We start from the raw sequence: 14,127 nt of genomic DNA on the forward strand, positions 1-14,127 counted from the left end.
GTGAATGATCCAGACTGGGGGACCGAATTGCCTTTAATTAGATTCCGAAAACACTTTTTCTATATTTTTATCAGGAATAATCCACATCAAGGCTACAAAAACGAATAAGATTCCTGATAGCGGGGTGTAATAAAAAGCCAACACAATTGCTAAAATATAGCATACCAATGAAATTTTCCCTTTTACATTTTGCTTCTGATGCGCTTGTTGGAACGCTTCAGCATGCAAATGATGTTTTACAACCAATGTTTGAAGAATATAATATGCAAGTGCAGGCATCAGAAGTGCAACCCCATATAAGGAAACTGTAATCGGCGCAAAATGGTTTTCACCCATCCAACCGGTTGCAAAAGGAATTAAGGATAACCAAAAAAGCAAATTTAGATTTGCCCAAAATACCCCACTGGTAACTTTTGAAATTGAATGAAACAAATGATGATGATTTCCCCAATAAATACCTAAATAAATAAAACTCAATAAATACGAAATAAAAACAGGAAGCAATTCCAACAAACTCTCAATATCCGCCTTGTGTGGAACTTTAATTTCCAATACCATAATGGTTATAATAATTGCCAGTACACCATCGCTGAATGCTTCAAGTCTTGTTTTATTCATTCGGAATTATTTATTGTTGGCTGTATTTTTCGTTAAGTGCTTTTATCATTTCGTTTGTTATGTCCAGGCTGGGATCTGAATAAAATATATTTCCTTCACGGGCAACTGAAAAAATGAATTTGTACTTTTTAGTTGCATTAAATTCTTCCAGATAAGAAATCACTTTTTTATGAAGGGCTTCATTAAATTCAGCAGTTTCTTCAGCAAATTGTCCGGAAAGTTTTTCTTTACGTTCCATTAAATCACGTTCCATTCCACCAAGTCGCTTTTGAGCATTTTCCATTTCATTGCGGGTCATGTTTTCTGCATTTTTCTGTAACTTCTGGACTTCCCGTTGCATGGCTTCTTCCTTTGCTTGAAGCTCTTTCATCATGCTTTCTTGTTTTTTCTTAAAGGTAGCTTCACTTTCTTTGAAAAATTTTAATTGTCCCAGCAAGCTGTCTGAATAAAAAAATGCAGCCTGAAAATCACCAGGGCTCGCTGCTGCATCAGAATCCTTTTTTGTATCATTGGCTGCTTGACAATTTCCTGAGCATGAAAATTGTTTATATAGTAAAAATAAAATGGCAAGTAAAGACAAGCCATGTAAAATCCAATTGATAGGTTTCATTTAAATCATTTTTTTTTTAAAATTCAGCATTCCCGGGAAATCTTGGAAACGGAATAACATCCCGGATATTTGTCATTCCTGTTACAAATAATACAAGCCTTTCAAATCCCAAACCGAATCCTGCATGTGGACAGGAACCATATTTACGCGTATCCAGATACCAGTACATTTCTTCAGTTGGAATGTGCATTTCCTGCATGCGGGTTTCTAATTTTTCCAGCCGTTCTTCACGTTGAGAGCCTCCAACAATTTCTCCTATACCTGGAAATAGAATATCCATGGCTGCAACCGTTTTGCCATCTTCATTTTGACGCATATAAAACGCTTTGATCTCTTTGGGATAATCAGAGAGGATCACAGGCTTTTTGAAATGCTTTTCTACTAGGTAGCGTTCATGTTCCGATTGCAAATCGGTTCCCCAGTTTTCAACCGGGAACTGAAACTTGCCTTTTTTATTTGGATTGGAATTTTTTAATATGTCAATTGCCTCTGTATAACTAAGCCGTTCAAACTTATTTTCTACACAAAATGTTAAACGTTCCAATAAACTGAGTTCGTTTCGCTCATTTTGTGGTTTTTGTTTATCCTCCTCTTGTTCGCGATCATTCAAGAATTTTAAATCATCCGGACAGTCAGTCATAACTTTTTGAATCACGTATTTCAAGAGAGCTTCTGCAAGATTCATGTTGTCATTCAGATCAGCAAAAGCAACTTCTGGTTCGATCATCCAGAATTCAGCAAGGTGTCTGGGTGTATTTGAATTTTCTGCGCGAAATGTCGGACCAAATGTATATACTTTTGATAAGGCCATTGCAGCTAATTCTGCTTCTAACTGACCCGATACTGTTAAATTGGCTGGCCTTTCAAAAAAATCCTTTTTAAAGTTTATACTTCCATCATCATTTTTAGGAATGTTATTTAAATCCAAGGTACTTACCTGAAACATTTCACCTGCACCTTCTGCGTCTGAAGCAGTTATAATTGGCGTGTGTAAATAATAAAATCCTCGGCTATTGAAAAATTCATGAATCGCAAAAGACAAGGTATGACGAATTCTAAAAATTGCACCGAATGTATTTGTGCGAAATCTTAAATGGGCAATTTGTCTTAAGAATTCCAAACTGTGTTTTTTTGGTTGGAGCGGATAACTTGAAGGATCACAATCTCCAAGAATATTCAATTTAGTAATTTGCAATTCCATGGTTTGGCCACTGCCTTGGGAAGAAACCAAGAGGCCTTCTGCTTCAAGTGCTGCTCCAACAGAAATTCGTCGGATCAGTGATTCATCAAATTGTGTAAAATCAATTACCAATTGTAAATTAGCTTGTGTGGATCCATCATTTAAAGCAATAAATCGATTGCTTCGAAAAGCGCGTACCCAGCCCTGAACCTTCAATGGATGTCCAAATTCCTGAGAAGCTAATATATTTTTAATAGATCGAGTTACCATGGTTAAAATTAATCCGCAAAGATAAAATTTTAAACCAAATCATTGAGAATTTCGTATTTAATCCCTTGTAATTTAGATGGATAGCTCATCCAGCCGCGCGATACGTGCTTGCAAATCCTTCAGTTTTGTTACATCCTGGATTCCACTGTATTTCATCGCTTCTAACTGTTGAATTAGGTCTAAAAAGGATATTGGTTTTGTATCGTCCTTAATGATAAAATTTAAATACATTTTCGCTTCAGTCAAGGACTTAAAACGGGTATCCTTTTTAAATACCTTGTTTATCTTTTGAAGAAGTTGAATTTCTAATCCATCTAAATTTAATTCACCCGGATCGGTAGTTTGAAATTCAAATGAATCGGGATCCAGTTGCTTCTTTTTCAATCGGGTATTTCTAATCAGCCCGATACACAATAAGGCAATTGGAAAAAGACTGAGCAGCCATATTTTTGGATCATTGAATAAATAATCATGCCCGGCAATGAGTTTAGGGTGTTCGATAATTGGATCCAATATCGCATCTGGTGCATTGTTTTTTGCAGTTTCGTGGCCGGGACTTATCTGGAGTAAAAAACTGTCTTGCAAGTGAATGTATTTTTTTAATTCGGTATTAAAGTATACAAAGCCCGGTGCTAGTATAAATTGTCCGGATTTTTTTGGCAATAAGAGAAAGTCAAATTTTCGGGTATTTGTTAAACGGGGTTCATCAGTAACTTTAATGATATCTCCACTTTTGGAATCTGTAATTTCAAAGCTGGAATCCAATTTAATAAAATCCGGATTCAAGGTATTAAAGTTGGCATCTCCCTGAAGTTGAAGTCCTAAATGAATGGCATCATTTAATGAATAAGTCCTGTTTAAAGGACTGAATTGAATGGACATGGATCCCACTGCACCGCTATAATTTTCAGGAATGGGTTGAGGTAATTCTTTAATCAGAATTTCCAAATCATTTGTGGAAACATTGACAACTTCAGAACGAAACATAGATGTCATTCCAACTCCAAAGGGATCGCGTTCCCCTTTTACAAATCGATATACCGAAGGATCAATATGGATCCGACCGCTTTTGACTGGAAACAAAATGGTTTTAGAAAGAATTTTTGTTGTGTACTCCTTGCCGTTATAAATTTCACGCAAGGTAGGATTGTTCAACATATTAACAGCCTGGTCCTGAAATGCATCCAAATTAGGATGTGTTCCCATTTCCATATTGTCAATATTAACCTGGGTATATAATTTATAAGTCAAACAAATTTGTTCTCCAAGATAGGCTTCAGTCTTATCCAAAAAAGCTCTTACAATTATTTCGGCGCCATTGCTTGCATTGGCTTGCGCTTTAACAACCTTAATCGTAATGGGCTTGCTATAGAGAACTTTTCCATTAACTAAGATATTGGCAGGTTTAATAGTAAAGCTTCCAACTTGATTACATGCAAGTGTATATACATATCCTATGGAGGACGTCATGGCTCCATTGATAATACTGGTTTGCATCGAACGGGCCGGACCTGCAATTACCTGAAACGGACTAAAATCAGGTGCATTAAAATTCGATCCTTGTGCATTACTGAGTTTAAAACTCAACTGGAAACTACTGTTTTGTAAAACACTTTGAGCATCCGTGATGACTTCAAAGCTTACTTGCCCAAACAGAAGTAAACTAAAACATACAAATACAACAGTCAGATGTTTTTTCATCAGAGTTTGGTAACTTTTCTTTTTTCTTAGGCTCTGTTGATGGTACCGACTCTTCAGGTACAATGCGTTCTTCTTGTTTGGTTTTTGGGCGTTGCCTAATGCCTTCTGGATTTTGAAATACAATAATTTTTACCGGAGGTGTTTTGTAGGTTTTTTCTTCAGTTTGTAAATTTCCTGACTCAATTATAAATTCACCATCTGAAGGAGCTTCTAAATAATAAGTATATGAACTGGTCTGACTAACTTGTCCGTTCATAAACGAATAGCTGGACGCCGTATTTGGACCTGAAACAAGGTTCCAGCCTGAAAAATCAGGTGGTAAAAACTTGCCTGAACCATTTTTAATTTCAAATTTTACTTCCAGGTAATTTCCTAATAAAAGGGTGTCATTGCTTACAGAAACATTAAATTGCAATTCCTGTGAATGCACGAGTTGAATACCAACAAATAAAATAAAAAGAATTGTTTTCATGCCAATTGAAATTTAAAGTTTACCAATCTTTAACGCGTTTACGAGATTTACTTTGCATTTTTTGAATTCGCTCCCTTATTTTTTTATCCTGATCATCTACCATCCGCAGTAATTGTTCAGCCTGATCTTTGCTCATTTCCTTTGGTTCTTCACCGCTGGATGGATCCTTTTCTTCAGGTTTTTCATTCTTGTTTTCAGATTGTTCATTTTTTGAATTTTTTTGTTCCTGCTTTTTAGCCTGATCTTGCTTTTGTTGTTCTTGTTTGTCTTTTTGTTCTTGATTTTCTTGTTGCTGCTGTTGTTGTTGTTGTTGCTGTTGCTGTTGCTGCTGTTGTTGTTGAACTTGCAATTGTTTTTTAGCCAACACCAGATTATTTTTTGCTTCTAAGTCATTCGGGTTTCGCTTCAGGGATTCTTTGTAAGCTTCAATGCTTTTATCGTATTGTTTTTGATTAAAATACGAATTACCTAAATTGTAATAGGCTTTTGATTTAATAGCTTCTGAATTCGATGAACTAATACTTTTTTCGTAATAATCAGCTGCTTCTTTTGTGCGGCCTTGATTGTATAAACTGTTGCCAATGTTGTATTGATATTTAAATTCTGGCCTAAGTTCATTGGCTTTTCTGTAGGATTCTTCGGCTTCCATAAAAGCTGAATCTCTGAAAAATTTATCTCCTTTTAATGCAAATATTTTAGGATCCTGCGCATGGATCACGATTTGAAAGCTGGCAAAAATGAAAATAGGTACTATGTTTTTAACCATTTTTCCTCCTGATTGTAAGCGTTTCAAAAATTAATACAGCCAATGCCAAAAACAAAATGTATTGAAAATAAGATTGATACGTACTAAAAGATTGATAGGTTAGTTCTTTCTTAGCTAATTGAGCAAAGCGATTTTTTAGTTGGTTAAATCCATATTCGCTGTTTTCTAATTCCAACAATTCACCTTGTCCTGCTGTTGCAATTTCTTCCAGCAGTTTTCGATTGGGTTTAGTAATAATAAGTTGACCGGATTCATCCGTCCGGTAGTTTTCTCCTGCATTTCCAAAAACAGGCATAGGGCCACCTTGTTCTGTCCCTACAGGAATTGTGATTACGCTAATTCCTTTTTGTGCAGTTTTTTTTGCTGATTCGATCGCCTCGCCCTCATGATCTTCTCCATCTGTCAGGATGATAAGGATTCGATGAAAACCTTGTTCCTCTCCAAATGATTTTATAGCCAGTTCAATGGCATCAGAGATTGCAGTTCCCTGTGTTCCGATATTTTTGGGTCCGGCCATCGAGCTCATTAATTGAATGGTAGCCAAATCAGTAGTAAGAGGTGAATTTAAATAAGCACTGCCGGCAAATGAAATAAATCCAATGCGCTCACTTTTAAAACGATCCAAAAATTGTTTAATCCATACTTGAGCACGCGCCAACCGATCAGGTTTAATATCAGAACACAACATACTTGTAGAAACATCCAATGCCAGAAATACATCTACATTTTGTGATTTTACTTTTTCTTTTTTCTTTCCAAATTGCGGATTGGTCAAACTTACTACTGAAAATAAAATTACTAAATTAAATAAAATGAATTTGCGTTTAAAAAGTCTTCCAGAACCTAGCATGGATTGTTTCAAAGTATCTGCATTTCCAAGTTTACTCCAGGAATTTTCTAGTAATTTCTTGTAGTTAAGGAATAGCAAATAAAATACCGGTATTGCCAGCAGCAGTAATAAATAATATCCTGATTCCAATCTAAACATATTCAGATAGAATTTTCAGTTTAGTAAATTTTAAAAGCCACTCTATGCATAAGATTATTAAACCTGCTAATAAAAAGAATCGAAATTCTTCTTCATATCGTTTAACATACCGCACTTCTATTTTTGTTTTTTCAAGTCGATCAATTTCTGTATAAATTTCTTTTAATTTTTCAACGTTAACTGCTCGGTAATATTTGCCACCTGTAGCTGTTGAAATTTGATGGAGCAAGCCCTCATCAATGGTCACAGGAGCCATTCCAAATACATATTCTCCATGTTGACTTCGACCAATTGGTGAATACGCTTCTCCGACAGTCCCCACTCCAATCGAATAAATTTTTATTTGATAGGTCTTTGCAAGCTCTGCTGCTAATTGAGGTGAAATTTCACCTGCATTGTTTACTCCATCGGTTAGTAATATAATTATTTTACTTTTAGCTGAATCTTCTTTCAAGCGATTTATTGCTGAAGCCAATCCCATCCCGATAGCTGTTCCATCTTCCAGAAATCCGCATTTGAGTTCAGCTAATAATCCATTTAAGGCTTCGTGATCCGTTGTTAAAGGACATTGAGTAAAGCCCTCTCCTGAAAATGCGGTTAAGCCGATGCGATCATAAGGTCTTTTTGAAATAAAATCCATTGCTACGAGCTTACTAACTTCTAAACGATTGGGATCAAAATCCTGACTTAACATACTGGAGGATAAATCCATAGCAAGAAAAATCGCAATGCCTTCTGCATTAATTTTTTCTTCTTTCAACACCCAGCGAGGTCTGGCTAAAGCCAAAATAAACAAGGCGATGGCCAACAGTCGAAAATAGTTTAAAAATTGATAGTATTTTATCTTCCAATTGCTTTGTCTTTTGATTCGATTTAAACTAGGGTATTGTAACGCATTGGTTGTCCGTTCCGAGTTTTTAAATAAAAAATACCAGATCCATGGCAAGGCCAGTAACAGCAAAAACATCCATGGGGATTCCCATTCTAACCGATCCAATCCAATCCAACTCATTTAACTTCTTTGATTAAAATAAGTTTGTTATTTGGTGAAAGTGCGAAAATCCCTCTGGAAAAAATAGCTTCTTTTTTCCAAATACCTATTAATATCAAAAAGGGTAAAAATAAACTTATAAAAGGTAAGACAAAAAGTAATAACAGAATCTGTAGTATTTTAGAATTGGAAATATTTAAAAGACTGTGATGCCATCTATTAAAAGTCCCCGATTCTCTTAAATGTAATTTCAGCCAATCTTCAGGAATTTCAAATTGGTGTTTTATTAAAAGATTTTGAATTAATTCCAGTTTACCCATTCGCACGGAGCTGTAGGTTTGAATAAATGCATCTGGAACATTTTCATAGGGGTATTCAAATTGAGAAGCTTCACGTTCACCCATGAGGGCAATCCAATGAACTCGCTTTTCTTCTAATATTCGTTCAGATAATTCCTTGTTGTTTCTAATAAATGTAAAGGCAAATTCCATCCAATGCTCATTAGCTGTAAAATCAGGCATTGCATTTGCAAATTTTACATAATCGCTTTGTATAAAGCATTTTTTTAATTCATCTTTTTGATCTAAAACCAATTCAGAATTTGAAATAGAATCAATAATCTCAGAGGAGGTGGATTCTAATGCAGGCAATTTAAGTCCATTTGCAAGGTAGTCTCTCAATATATGATTTAATTCGTCATAATATTCCTTAACTTTATTTTGTTGCCACAACTTTTGTTCCTTCAATTGATATAATGCATCCAATGATTTTTCCCAAACCTTTTTTTCAGGCACCAGCTGAAAATTTATTGGCTTCATACGATCTGCTCTAAAAAAATGCCAAAGCACAAACAGCATTCCAATTAAAATCAACGAACCAAACACGATTAAATACAACAATCGATTGGGATTGTCTGTCTGTTCAATATCTTTTATCGGACGAAGCACTGCTAAACTGTCGGATGGGTTATTAACATAGAGATACAAGGGATTTCCAGCATACCCGCTGCTGTCAGGAATTCCTGGACCAAATAATACAGGAATGCGATAAGAGCCACTATCAAAAACAGTAAATAAAATACGGCGTTCGAAAAGTTTATCTTTTTGCTGCCAACTTCCTTTGTCCAATACTTGAAACCAAGTTAAGGTATCTAAAAATTCAAAAGCTTTGTCTCCTAAAGTAGCTTGATCTGTAATTAAACTAAGATGCTGTTGGTCTCCTATCAGCATCGCAGTTGAATCAAGCTTTTGCTGAAATACACTTTGAGCTTGCACATAGGATTGCAGGCAAAGCAATAAACACCATCCGATCCAATTGCTAAATTTCAAATCAAGTTCTTTTTTTGAAAAAATTTAAAAGTGTTTTTATATAGGAGTCCTGAATATCTAAAGTTAGAAAATCGGCATTTGCGCGATTAAATAATTGCTTGGTTTTTATTGATTGAAGTTTCTGTTCTTCTTCAAATGTTTTGAGCCAATTTTTATCAGAAGTGTCTATCAGGATCTCATCACCAGACTCTGCATCTTTTAATTGAATTAGTCCAATGTCTGACCATTTTTTTTCCAAGGGATCCAAAATTTGTAATCCAATGACATCGTGTCTCCGGGATACAATTTTTAAACTGGCCTCATGTACGGGATCATGAAAGTCAGAAATCAGAAAGCAAATATTTTTTTTAGTCTGAACTCGATTTAAATATTGCAGGGGAATGTCAAATCGGGTTTTACCTGAATCTGGTCGCAACACTAAAAGTTCACGAATCATTCGAAGTATATGTTGTTTCCCTTTTTTCGGGGGAACGTATAGATGAATTTTGTCACTAAATAAAATCATTCCAACTTTATCATGATTTTGAGTTGCTGAAAATGCCAGTACTGCACTGATTTCAGTCATCCATTGCATCTTGGTTTGATCCAGTGATCCAAACAACGTTGAACGGCTGATATCAACCAAAAGCATCAGGGTCAATTCGCGTTCTTCTTCAAAAACTTTAATTTGTGTTTGACCGGAACGTGCTGTAACATTCCAATCGATGTGGCGGATGTCATCACCAAATTGATATTCACGTACTTCAGAAAAGGACATGCCACGTCCTTTAAACGTACTGTGATAAGCACCAGAGAACAAGTGATGACTCAGTCCTTTGGTTTTTATTTCTATTTGTCTGACTTTTTTAAGAATGTCCTGCGTCTCCATATCAATACAACTTTCTTAAAGGGCCTGTTTTTCGGATGTGCTCTTGCAACAACGCATAGGGCACTATTATTTTCCGGATTCCATAGATAGAATTCCATTCGGAGGTAAAACAAAATCCTTCAGGTCGCAAGGTCCAGGGGCTAAAAAATTCCTGATCCATGTACATTTTAAATCGTCCTGAAGAATTGATAGACATCATTTCTTTCTTTTTCCAGCTGATGTATTCTGCGAAATATGCTTTGTAATCAAATTCTTTGTCAAATAATTCTTCAATACTGACAATTCGATTGAGTTTCCGGTCAAAATTGAAAGACAAACTTCGTTCAGCATCTGTCCAGGGTTCTGTAAATCGAAAAATACCACAAACCCAATCCGAACTGATCCAATCAATATCCATAGATGCATTTGCAGATTTTAAACCCCGGATGGGACCGGTTTGATAAAACGAAACCACTTGCTCTGTCCATTTTTGAATAAAATCATCGAGCCAGTTATCAAATTCCCGATCATTAATCTGGATATATTCCGCATGCAATCGAATTCCCGGATAACTTTGATTTTTACACTTGAAGCGAAATTTAGATTCTGCATTCCAAATTTCAGTAAGCTTGTATTTATCTTTAAAGTTTTCTTCTACCTGAATTTGATTTGGATTCAGAATACTTGTTTGCAATTCTTTATAACGTTCGCCATAATAATCATGTACAGTCAATACCATTTTTTCACAGACAATGTCATCGCAGGTTCCTGCAATTAAATAGCCACTCAATTTATCCGGCAAACTGATGCTGCCTAAAATCCGTTGATCATTTTCTTTCTTCAGCTGGACAAAAATGGGATTGCGATCCATAATACCATGGTAGGATTGATACCAAACCTCAGACGGACAATCAAAAATTTTAAAACCCTCACGACTCATTTTTTGAAATTCTATATATTCTCCTTTTTCTTTATTGTGATCCAGAATTTGGAGAAGAATTCCATTTGGCATGACCGTTCCCAAAAGAAATCCAACATGATCCAGGGTACTGTCAATCAATACCAATTTAATGTTTTCAAAATGATACGCTCCTTCAGCGGTCCAGTGAATGTTTGTCTGAAGGTTTTGAAGGATGGCACGGTATTCACGTCCATTATGCCCTAAACTAAAAATGTAAGCATCCCCATTCTTTGAAATTCCTGAATATTGTTGGACCCATATCCCCTGATGATTTTGGCCAAACAAATCCATCAGTTCCTGAATTTTTAATGAATAACTGACCGTTTGAGTGAAACTCACACCAAACGTAAAAAGCGAAAATAATATGCAGAGTAATTTATGCATTAAGGAACTTCAACCTTTGATAAAATGCGTGAAATAATTTCATCTTGATTGATATTTTCTGCTTCCGCTTCATAACTTAATCCGATCCGATGTCTTAAAATATCACGACACACATTTTGAATGTCGTCTGGAATTACAAAACCACGATGTTGCATAAATGCATGTGCTTTGCTAGCAAGTGCCATAAATATACTGGCACGTGGAGATGCACCATATTGAATCCATTGAGTAATTTCTTTCAATTTAAATTGTTCTGGCCTTCTGGTGGCAAAGACAAGATTAATAATATATTTTTCGATGCGTTCATCCATATAAATTTTTGAAACCGCGGTCCGTGCTTTCAAAATATCGTTTGGATGAATGATGGGTTCAATTTTTTCATCAATCTGTTTGTTGAGATTGCGACGCATGATTTCCCGTTCTTCATCTTGTGTGGGATAATCAATGAGTACTTTCATCATAAAACGATCGGTTTGTGCTTCCGGTAATGGGTAGGTTCCTTCTTGTTCGATTGGATTTTGGGTAGCCAAAACCAAAAAGGGTTCTTCTAACTTAAAACTTTCTTTTCCAATGGTGACCTGCTTTTCTTGCATGGCCTCCAACAAAGCGGATTGGACCTTGGCTGGAGCCCGATTGATCTCATCTGCTAAAATAAAATTGGCAAAAATGGGACCTTTTCTGACAGAGAAATTCTGATTCGCGGGATTGTAAATCAAAGTACCTATGATGTCGGCAGGTAACAAATCCGGAGTAAATTGAATTCTATTAAAACTTGCATCAATAGATTGTGCCAAAGTTTTGATAGCCAACGTTTTAGCTAATCCGGGCAAACCTTCTAACAGAATATGACCGTTGGTAAGTAAACCAAGAATCATCCGGTCAATCATATGTTTTTGACCAACCACAATGCGTTTTTGTTGCTCAATGAGTTTATCCAAAAAGGCACTTTCAATACCAATCTGTTGATTGAGGGATTCAATATCAAGATATTGCGACATAAGTAAAAAATATAAAATTAAAGACTATGAATTGTTGATTTTTGCGTTCTTATTGTATAGAATGCAAAAGCAAGGCTAAAAACGTAAAAAATAGAGAATCTGATTATATGAAATGGGGCTTTTATTATTTAATTAACATATTAGGACTGGTATCGATATGTGCACAGGACAAAGGGATCATATACAGGGATGGGTCCAGCATCCTTCAGTTAAAAAATTCAACACTATTGGTTTGTCTGGAATCCAATCAAAACAAGCTACTCCATTATGAAAAAGCAGCAAACGCGTCCGATTGCAATGCCAAATGTAAACAAAAAATAGCCGAAACCATTGCTGAAATAAAAACAAGCCGGGATCAATTTAATAAAGCATTTATTAAAGCCTTTAAAAACTATTATCGATTTAATCCGTATGCCTTTTGTTATGACAAAGATTTAGCGGATTTGAAAAAAAGTCGCTTTCAGGGAAATTATTTTCTGAATGATTCATTGATTCTTGAAAATCAACAAAAAATCAATCCGGACAGCTTATTTATATTAATTAAAACCACCAGCCCAAATGGGGGATCGGAAGTTTGGATGTTTCAGACTTCGGATGGGGTATTATTGGAGCATGGGTTTCCATTCATCAATGAAAATAATTTCAAATCAAATTTAACTCGGATATCATCATCTGATCACATTCAAAAGAATGTAAAAAATTGGTTGCGGCGTCTCAATAAAGATTTGTTTAAATTTTATAATAAAATTCAAATTAAAAATGCGGAAGCAGCTTTTGAATTTGAAAAAATGTAAATTGAGCTAATAAGCTAATAAGTTAACAAGTTAATAAGCTTAACAGCTAAATAGCTACTTACTTTAAAAATTTCTCGTATATCCAATCAACAGCTGCTCAATAAAATTTACCCGTTTACCTATGCCTTTGAAGCCGCCGACTGCATTGGAATCGCTGATGCTGTTTCGTTTGTCATCATCGTAATAGAGGTCTCCGCGAAGGCTCAGATTGAGTCCTTTGAATAATTCAATGCCAATGCTATTGGTCCAGACCACATCGATGTTTTGTGGTTTATCCAAATAATCTGAAAACAAAGAAAGTTCTGTGTTGAAATTTAATTTTTCAAAATACGTATTGCTGTATCCACCTTTAGCCAATGCACCCAAAGCAAATTTGGAAGTTTTGTATTCATTGGTACTACCATCCTTTAGTTTGGTTCCATGAATTCCTAGATTGGCAATATTTTGATCGCTTACGAATAGAATTTGTCCGGCAACAGGAGAAAGAAAAGCATAATATTTTTTTCCATGCGTGTATTTAACTCCTGGTGCCAAGGTAATTAAGGCAGGAGAAAATAGCTTGGAGACTAAATTTGTGTTGTATGGATTCACATGCAATTCTTTTAAATAAATTTTACTGCTTGCAGAATCTTGATGCGAAGAAAGTACTTGGGTACGCAAGCCCAAATCAAAAGAATATGCCCAGGGTGAAGCCTCACGGACTTGATAGGCAAAATTGCTGTTGAATGTTAATAGATCCAGTGCTTTTTCAAAGGGCAATTTATCATTTGAACCTGAAGCAATGGTTCCCGATCCGATGCGTTGGGTAGATAAACTAAACAACAGGTCATTAGACCAAGTGAATTTTGATTTTTTATATTGAAATTTATAGTTCACGGCACCACCCAATCCCAGACGGTTTGAACCAGATCCTACGTATGGGTTGATGTTGAGTAATTGACCCAGGTCCAATCCAATGCCAGCTTTCTGATTCCAACCATCAGCAACTTCCATTTTCATGGATTCTTGCATTTTTTCCATTCGTTTTTTTTCCTGTTCAGCATTTTGTTCGCCGGTTTGGGCATAGGATGTCATTTGACTTGAAAAAATGACAATAAAGATCATAACTAAAATAGGCGCATTGAATTTCATAAGAATTTGATTCGATTTGATGACTAAATGAATGAATGTAAACGGATTCTTGTAATTTTGGAACAAATTAGCAATTTGTAAACGTATT

At 35.6% G+C, this 14,127-nt stretch carries 14 protein-coding genes; 1 reads left to right on the forward strand and 13 read right to left on the reverse strand.

Features of this window, described 5'->3' with window-relative positions; genetic code table 11:
• Positions 1-33: 33 nt before the first annotated feature.
• The 12 genes from IPK91_13890 to IPK91_13945 all read right to left on the reverse strand — a co-directional run bounded on the left by IPK91_13890 (position 34) and on the right by IPK91_13945 (position 12,114).
• A complete protein-coding gene (locus tag IPK91_13890; protein ID MBK8298337.1) occupies positions 34-618 on the reverse strand; it encodes a DUF1211 domain-containing protein in 585 nt (194 codons plus the stop codon).
• 10 nt (positions 619-628) lie between these two features.
• Positions 629-1,228 carry an OmpH family outer membrane protein gene (locus IPK91_13895; protein MBK8298338.1) on the reverse strand — a complete coding sequence of 200 codons (600 nt, stop codon included), beginning with the start codon at positions 1,226-1,228 and terminating at the stop codon, positions 629-631.
• A gap of 16 nt (positions 1,229-1,244) precedes the next feature.
• Entirely contained in the window at positions 1,245-2,678 is a 1,434-nt protein-coding gene (asnS, locus tag IPK91_13900; GenBank protein ID MBK8298339.1) for an asparagine--tRNA ligase, read from the reverse strand.
• Positions 2,679-2,750: 72 nt separating this feature from the next.
• Positions 2,751-4,379 carry a protein BatD gene (locus IPK91_13905; protein MBK8298340.1) on the reverse strand — a complete coding sequence of 543 codons (1,629 nt, stop codon included), beginning with the start codon at positions 4,377-4,379 and terminating at the stop codon, positions 2,751-2,753.
• Positions 4,342-4,851 (reverse strand): BatD family protein, encoded by a 510-nt coding sequence (locus IPK91_13910; protein MBK8298341.1) that lies wholly within the window; start codon positions 4,849-4,851, stop codon positions 4,342-4,344. Before IPK91_13910 ends, IPK91_13905 begins: the two co-directional genes overlap by 38 nt.
• Positions 4,852-4,870: 19 nt before the next feature.
• Positions 4,871-5,644, reverse strand: coding sequence for a tetratricopeptide repeat protein (locus IPK91_13915; protein MBK8298342.1), 774 nt, complete (start codon positions 5,642-5,644; stop codon positions 4,871-4,873).
• Positions 5,610-6,605: a VWA domain-containing protein gene (locus IPK91_13920; GenBank protein MBK8298343.1), complete on the reverse strand. Its 996-nt coding sequence runs from the start codon at positions 6,603-6,605 to the stop codon at positions 5,610-5,612. The genes IPK91_13915 and IPK91_13920 overlap by 35 nt, the downstream gene beginning before the upstream one ends.
• On the reverse strand, positions 6,598-7,617 hold the full coding sequence (locus IPK91_13925; GenBank protein ID MBK8298344.1) for a VWA domain-containing protein: 1,020 nt from the start codon (positions 7,615-7,617) through the stop codon (positions 6,598-6,600). The genes IPK91_13920 and IPK91_13925 overlap by 8 nt, the downstream gene beginning before the upstream one ends.
• Positions 7,614-8,924, reverse strand: a complete 1,311-nt coding sequence (locus tag IPK91_13930; GenBank protein MBK8298345.1) for a hypothetical protein — start codon at positions 8,922-8,924, stop codon at positions 7,614-7,616. Before IPK91_13930 ends, IPK91_13925 begins: the two co-directional genes overlap by 4 nt.
• A gap of 1 nt (position 8,925) precedes the next feature.
• Positions 8,926-9,792, reverse strand: a complete 867-nt coding sequence (locus tag IPK91_13935) for a DUF58 domain-containing protein (protein MBK8298346.1) — start codon at positions 9,790-9,792, stop codon at positions 8,926-8,928.
• Position 9,793: 1 nt separating this feature from the next.
• Positions 9,794-11,116 (reverse strand): hypothetical protein, encoded by a 1,323-nt coding sequence (locus IPK91_13940; protein MBK8298347.1) that lies wholly within the window; start codon positions 11,114-11,116, stop codon positions 9,794-9,796.
• On the reverse strand, positions 11,116-12,114 hold the full coding sequence (locus tag IPK91_13945) for an AAA family ATPase (GenBank protein ID MBK8298348.1): 999 nt from the start codon (positions 12,112-12,114) through the stop codon (positions 11,116-11,118). Before IPK91_13945 ends, IPK91_13940 begins: the two co-directional genes overlap by 1 nt.
• Before the next feature lie 107 nt (positions 12,115-12,221).
• On the opposite strand from IPK91_13945, the gene IPK91_13950 reads away from it, so the two are divergent.
• Positions 12,222-12,908 carry a hypothetical protein gene (locus IPK91_13950; GenBank protein MBK8298349.1) on the forward strand — a complete coding sequence of 229 codons (687 nt, stop codon included), beginning with the start codon at positions 12,222-12,224 and terminating at the stop codon, positions 12,906-12,908.
• A 63-nt stretch (positions 12,909-12,971) separates the two neighbouring features.
• Here IPK91_13950 and IPK91_13955 read toward each other — a convergent pair whose 3' ends face one another.
• Positions 12,972-14,039, reverse strand: a complete 1,068-nt coding sequence (locus IPK91_13955) for a DUF3078 domain-containing protein (GenBank protein ID MBK8298350.1) — start codon at positions 14,037-14,039, stop codon at positions 12,972-12,974.
• Positions 14,040-14,127: the final 88 nt, after the last annotated feature.

The sequence above is a fragment of the Saprospiraceae bacterium genome, from assembly GCA_016712145.1.
Classification (GTDB): Bacteria; Bacteroidota; Bacteroidia; order Chitinophagales; family Saprospiraceae; genus Vicinibacter.

Coding starts and splice junctions, on each gene's coding strand:
- IPK91_13890 (MBK8298337.1), bottom strand. CDS start 618: ATGAATAAAACAAGACTTGAAGCATTCAGCGATGGTGTACTGGCAATT.
- IPK91_13895 (MBK8298338.1), bottom strand. CDS start 1,228: ATGAAACCTATCAATTGGATTTTACATGGCTTGTCTTTACTTGCCATT.
- asnS (MBK8298339.1), bottom strand. CDS start 2,678: ATGGTAACTCGATCTATTAAAAATATATTAGCTTCTCAGGAATTTGGA.
- IPK91_13905 (MBK8298340.1), bottom strand. CDS start 4,379: ATGAAAAAACATCTGACTGTTGTATTTGTATGTTTTAGTTTACTTCTG.
- IPK91_13910 (MBK8298341.1), bottom strand. CDS start 4,851: ATGAAAACAATTCTTTTTATTTTATTTGTTGGTATTCAACTCGTGCAT.
- IPK91_13920 (MBK8298343.1), bottom strand. CDS start 6,605: ATGTTTAGATTGGAATCAGGATATTATTTATTACTGCTGCTGGCAATA.
- IPK91_13925 (MBK8298344.1), bottom strand. CDS start 7,617: ATGAGTTGGATTGGATTGGATCGGTTAGAATGGGAATCCCCATGGATG.
- IPK91_13935 (MBK8298346.1), bottom strand. CDS start 9,792: ATGGAGACGCAGGACATTCTTAAAAAAGTCAGACAAATAGAAATAAAA.
- IPK91_13940 (MBK8298347.1), bottom strand. CDS start 11,116: ATGCATAAATTACTCTGCATATTATTTTCGCTTTTTACGTTTGGTGTG.
- IPK91_13945 (MBK8298348.1), bottom strand. CDS start 12,114: ATGTCGCAATATCTTGATATTGAATCCCTCAATCAACAGATTGGTATT.
- IPK91_13950 (MBK8298349.1), top strand. CDS start 12,222: ATGAAATGGGGCTTTTATTATTTAATTAACATATTAGGACTGGTATCG.
- IPK91_13955 (MBK8298350.1), bottom strand. CDS start 14,039: ATGAAATTCAATGCGCCTATTTTAGTTATGATCTTTATTGTCATTTTT.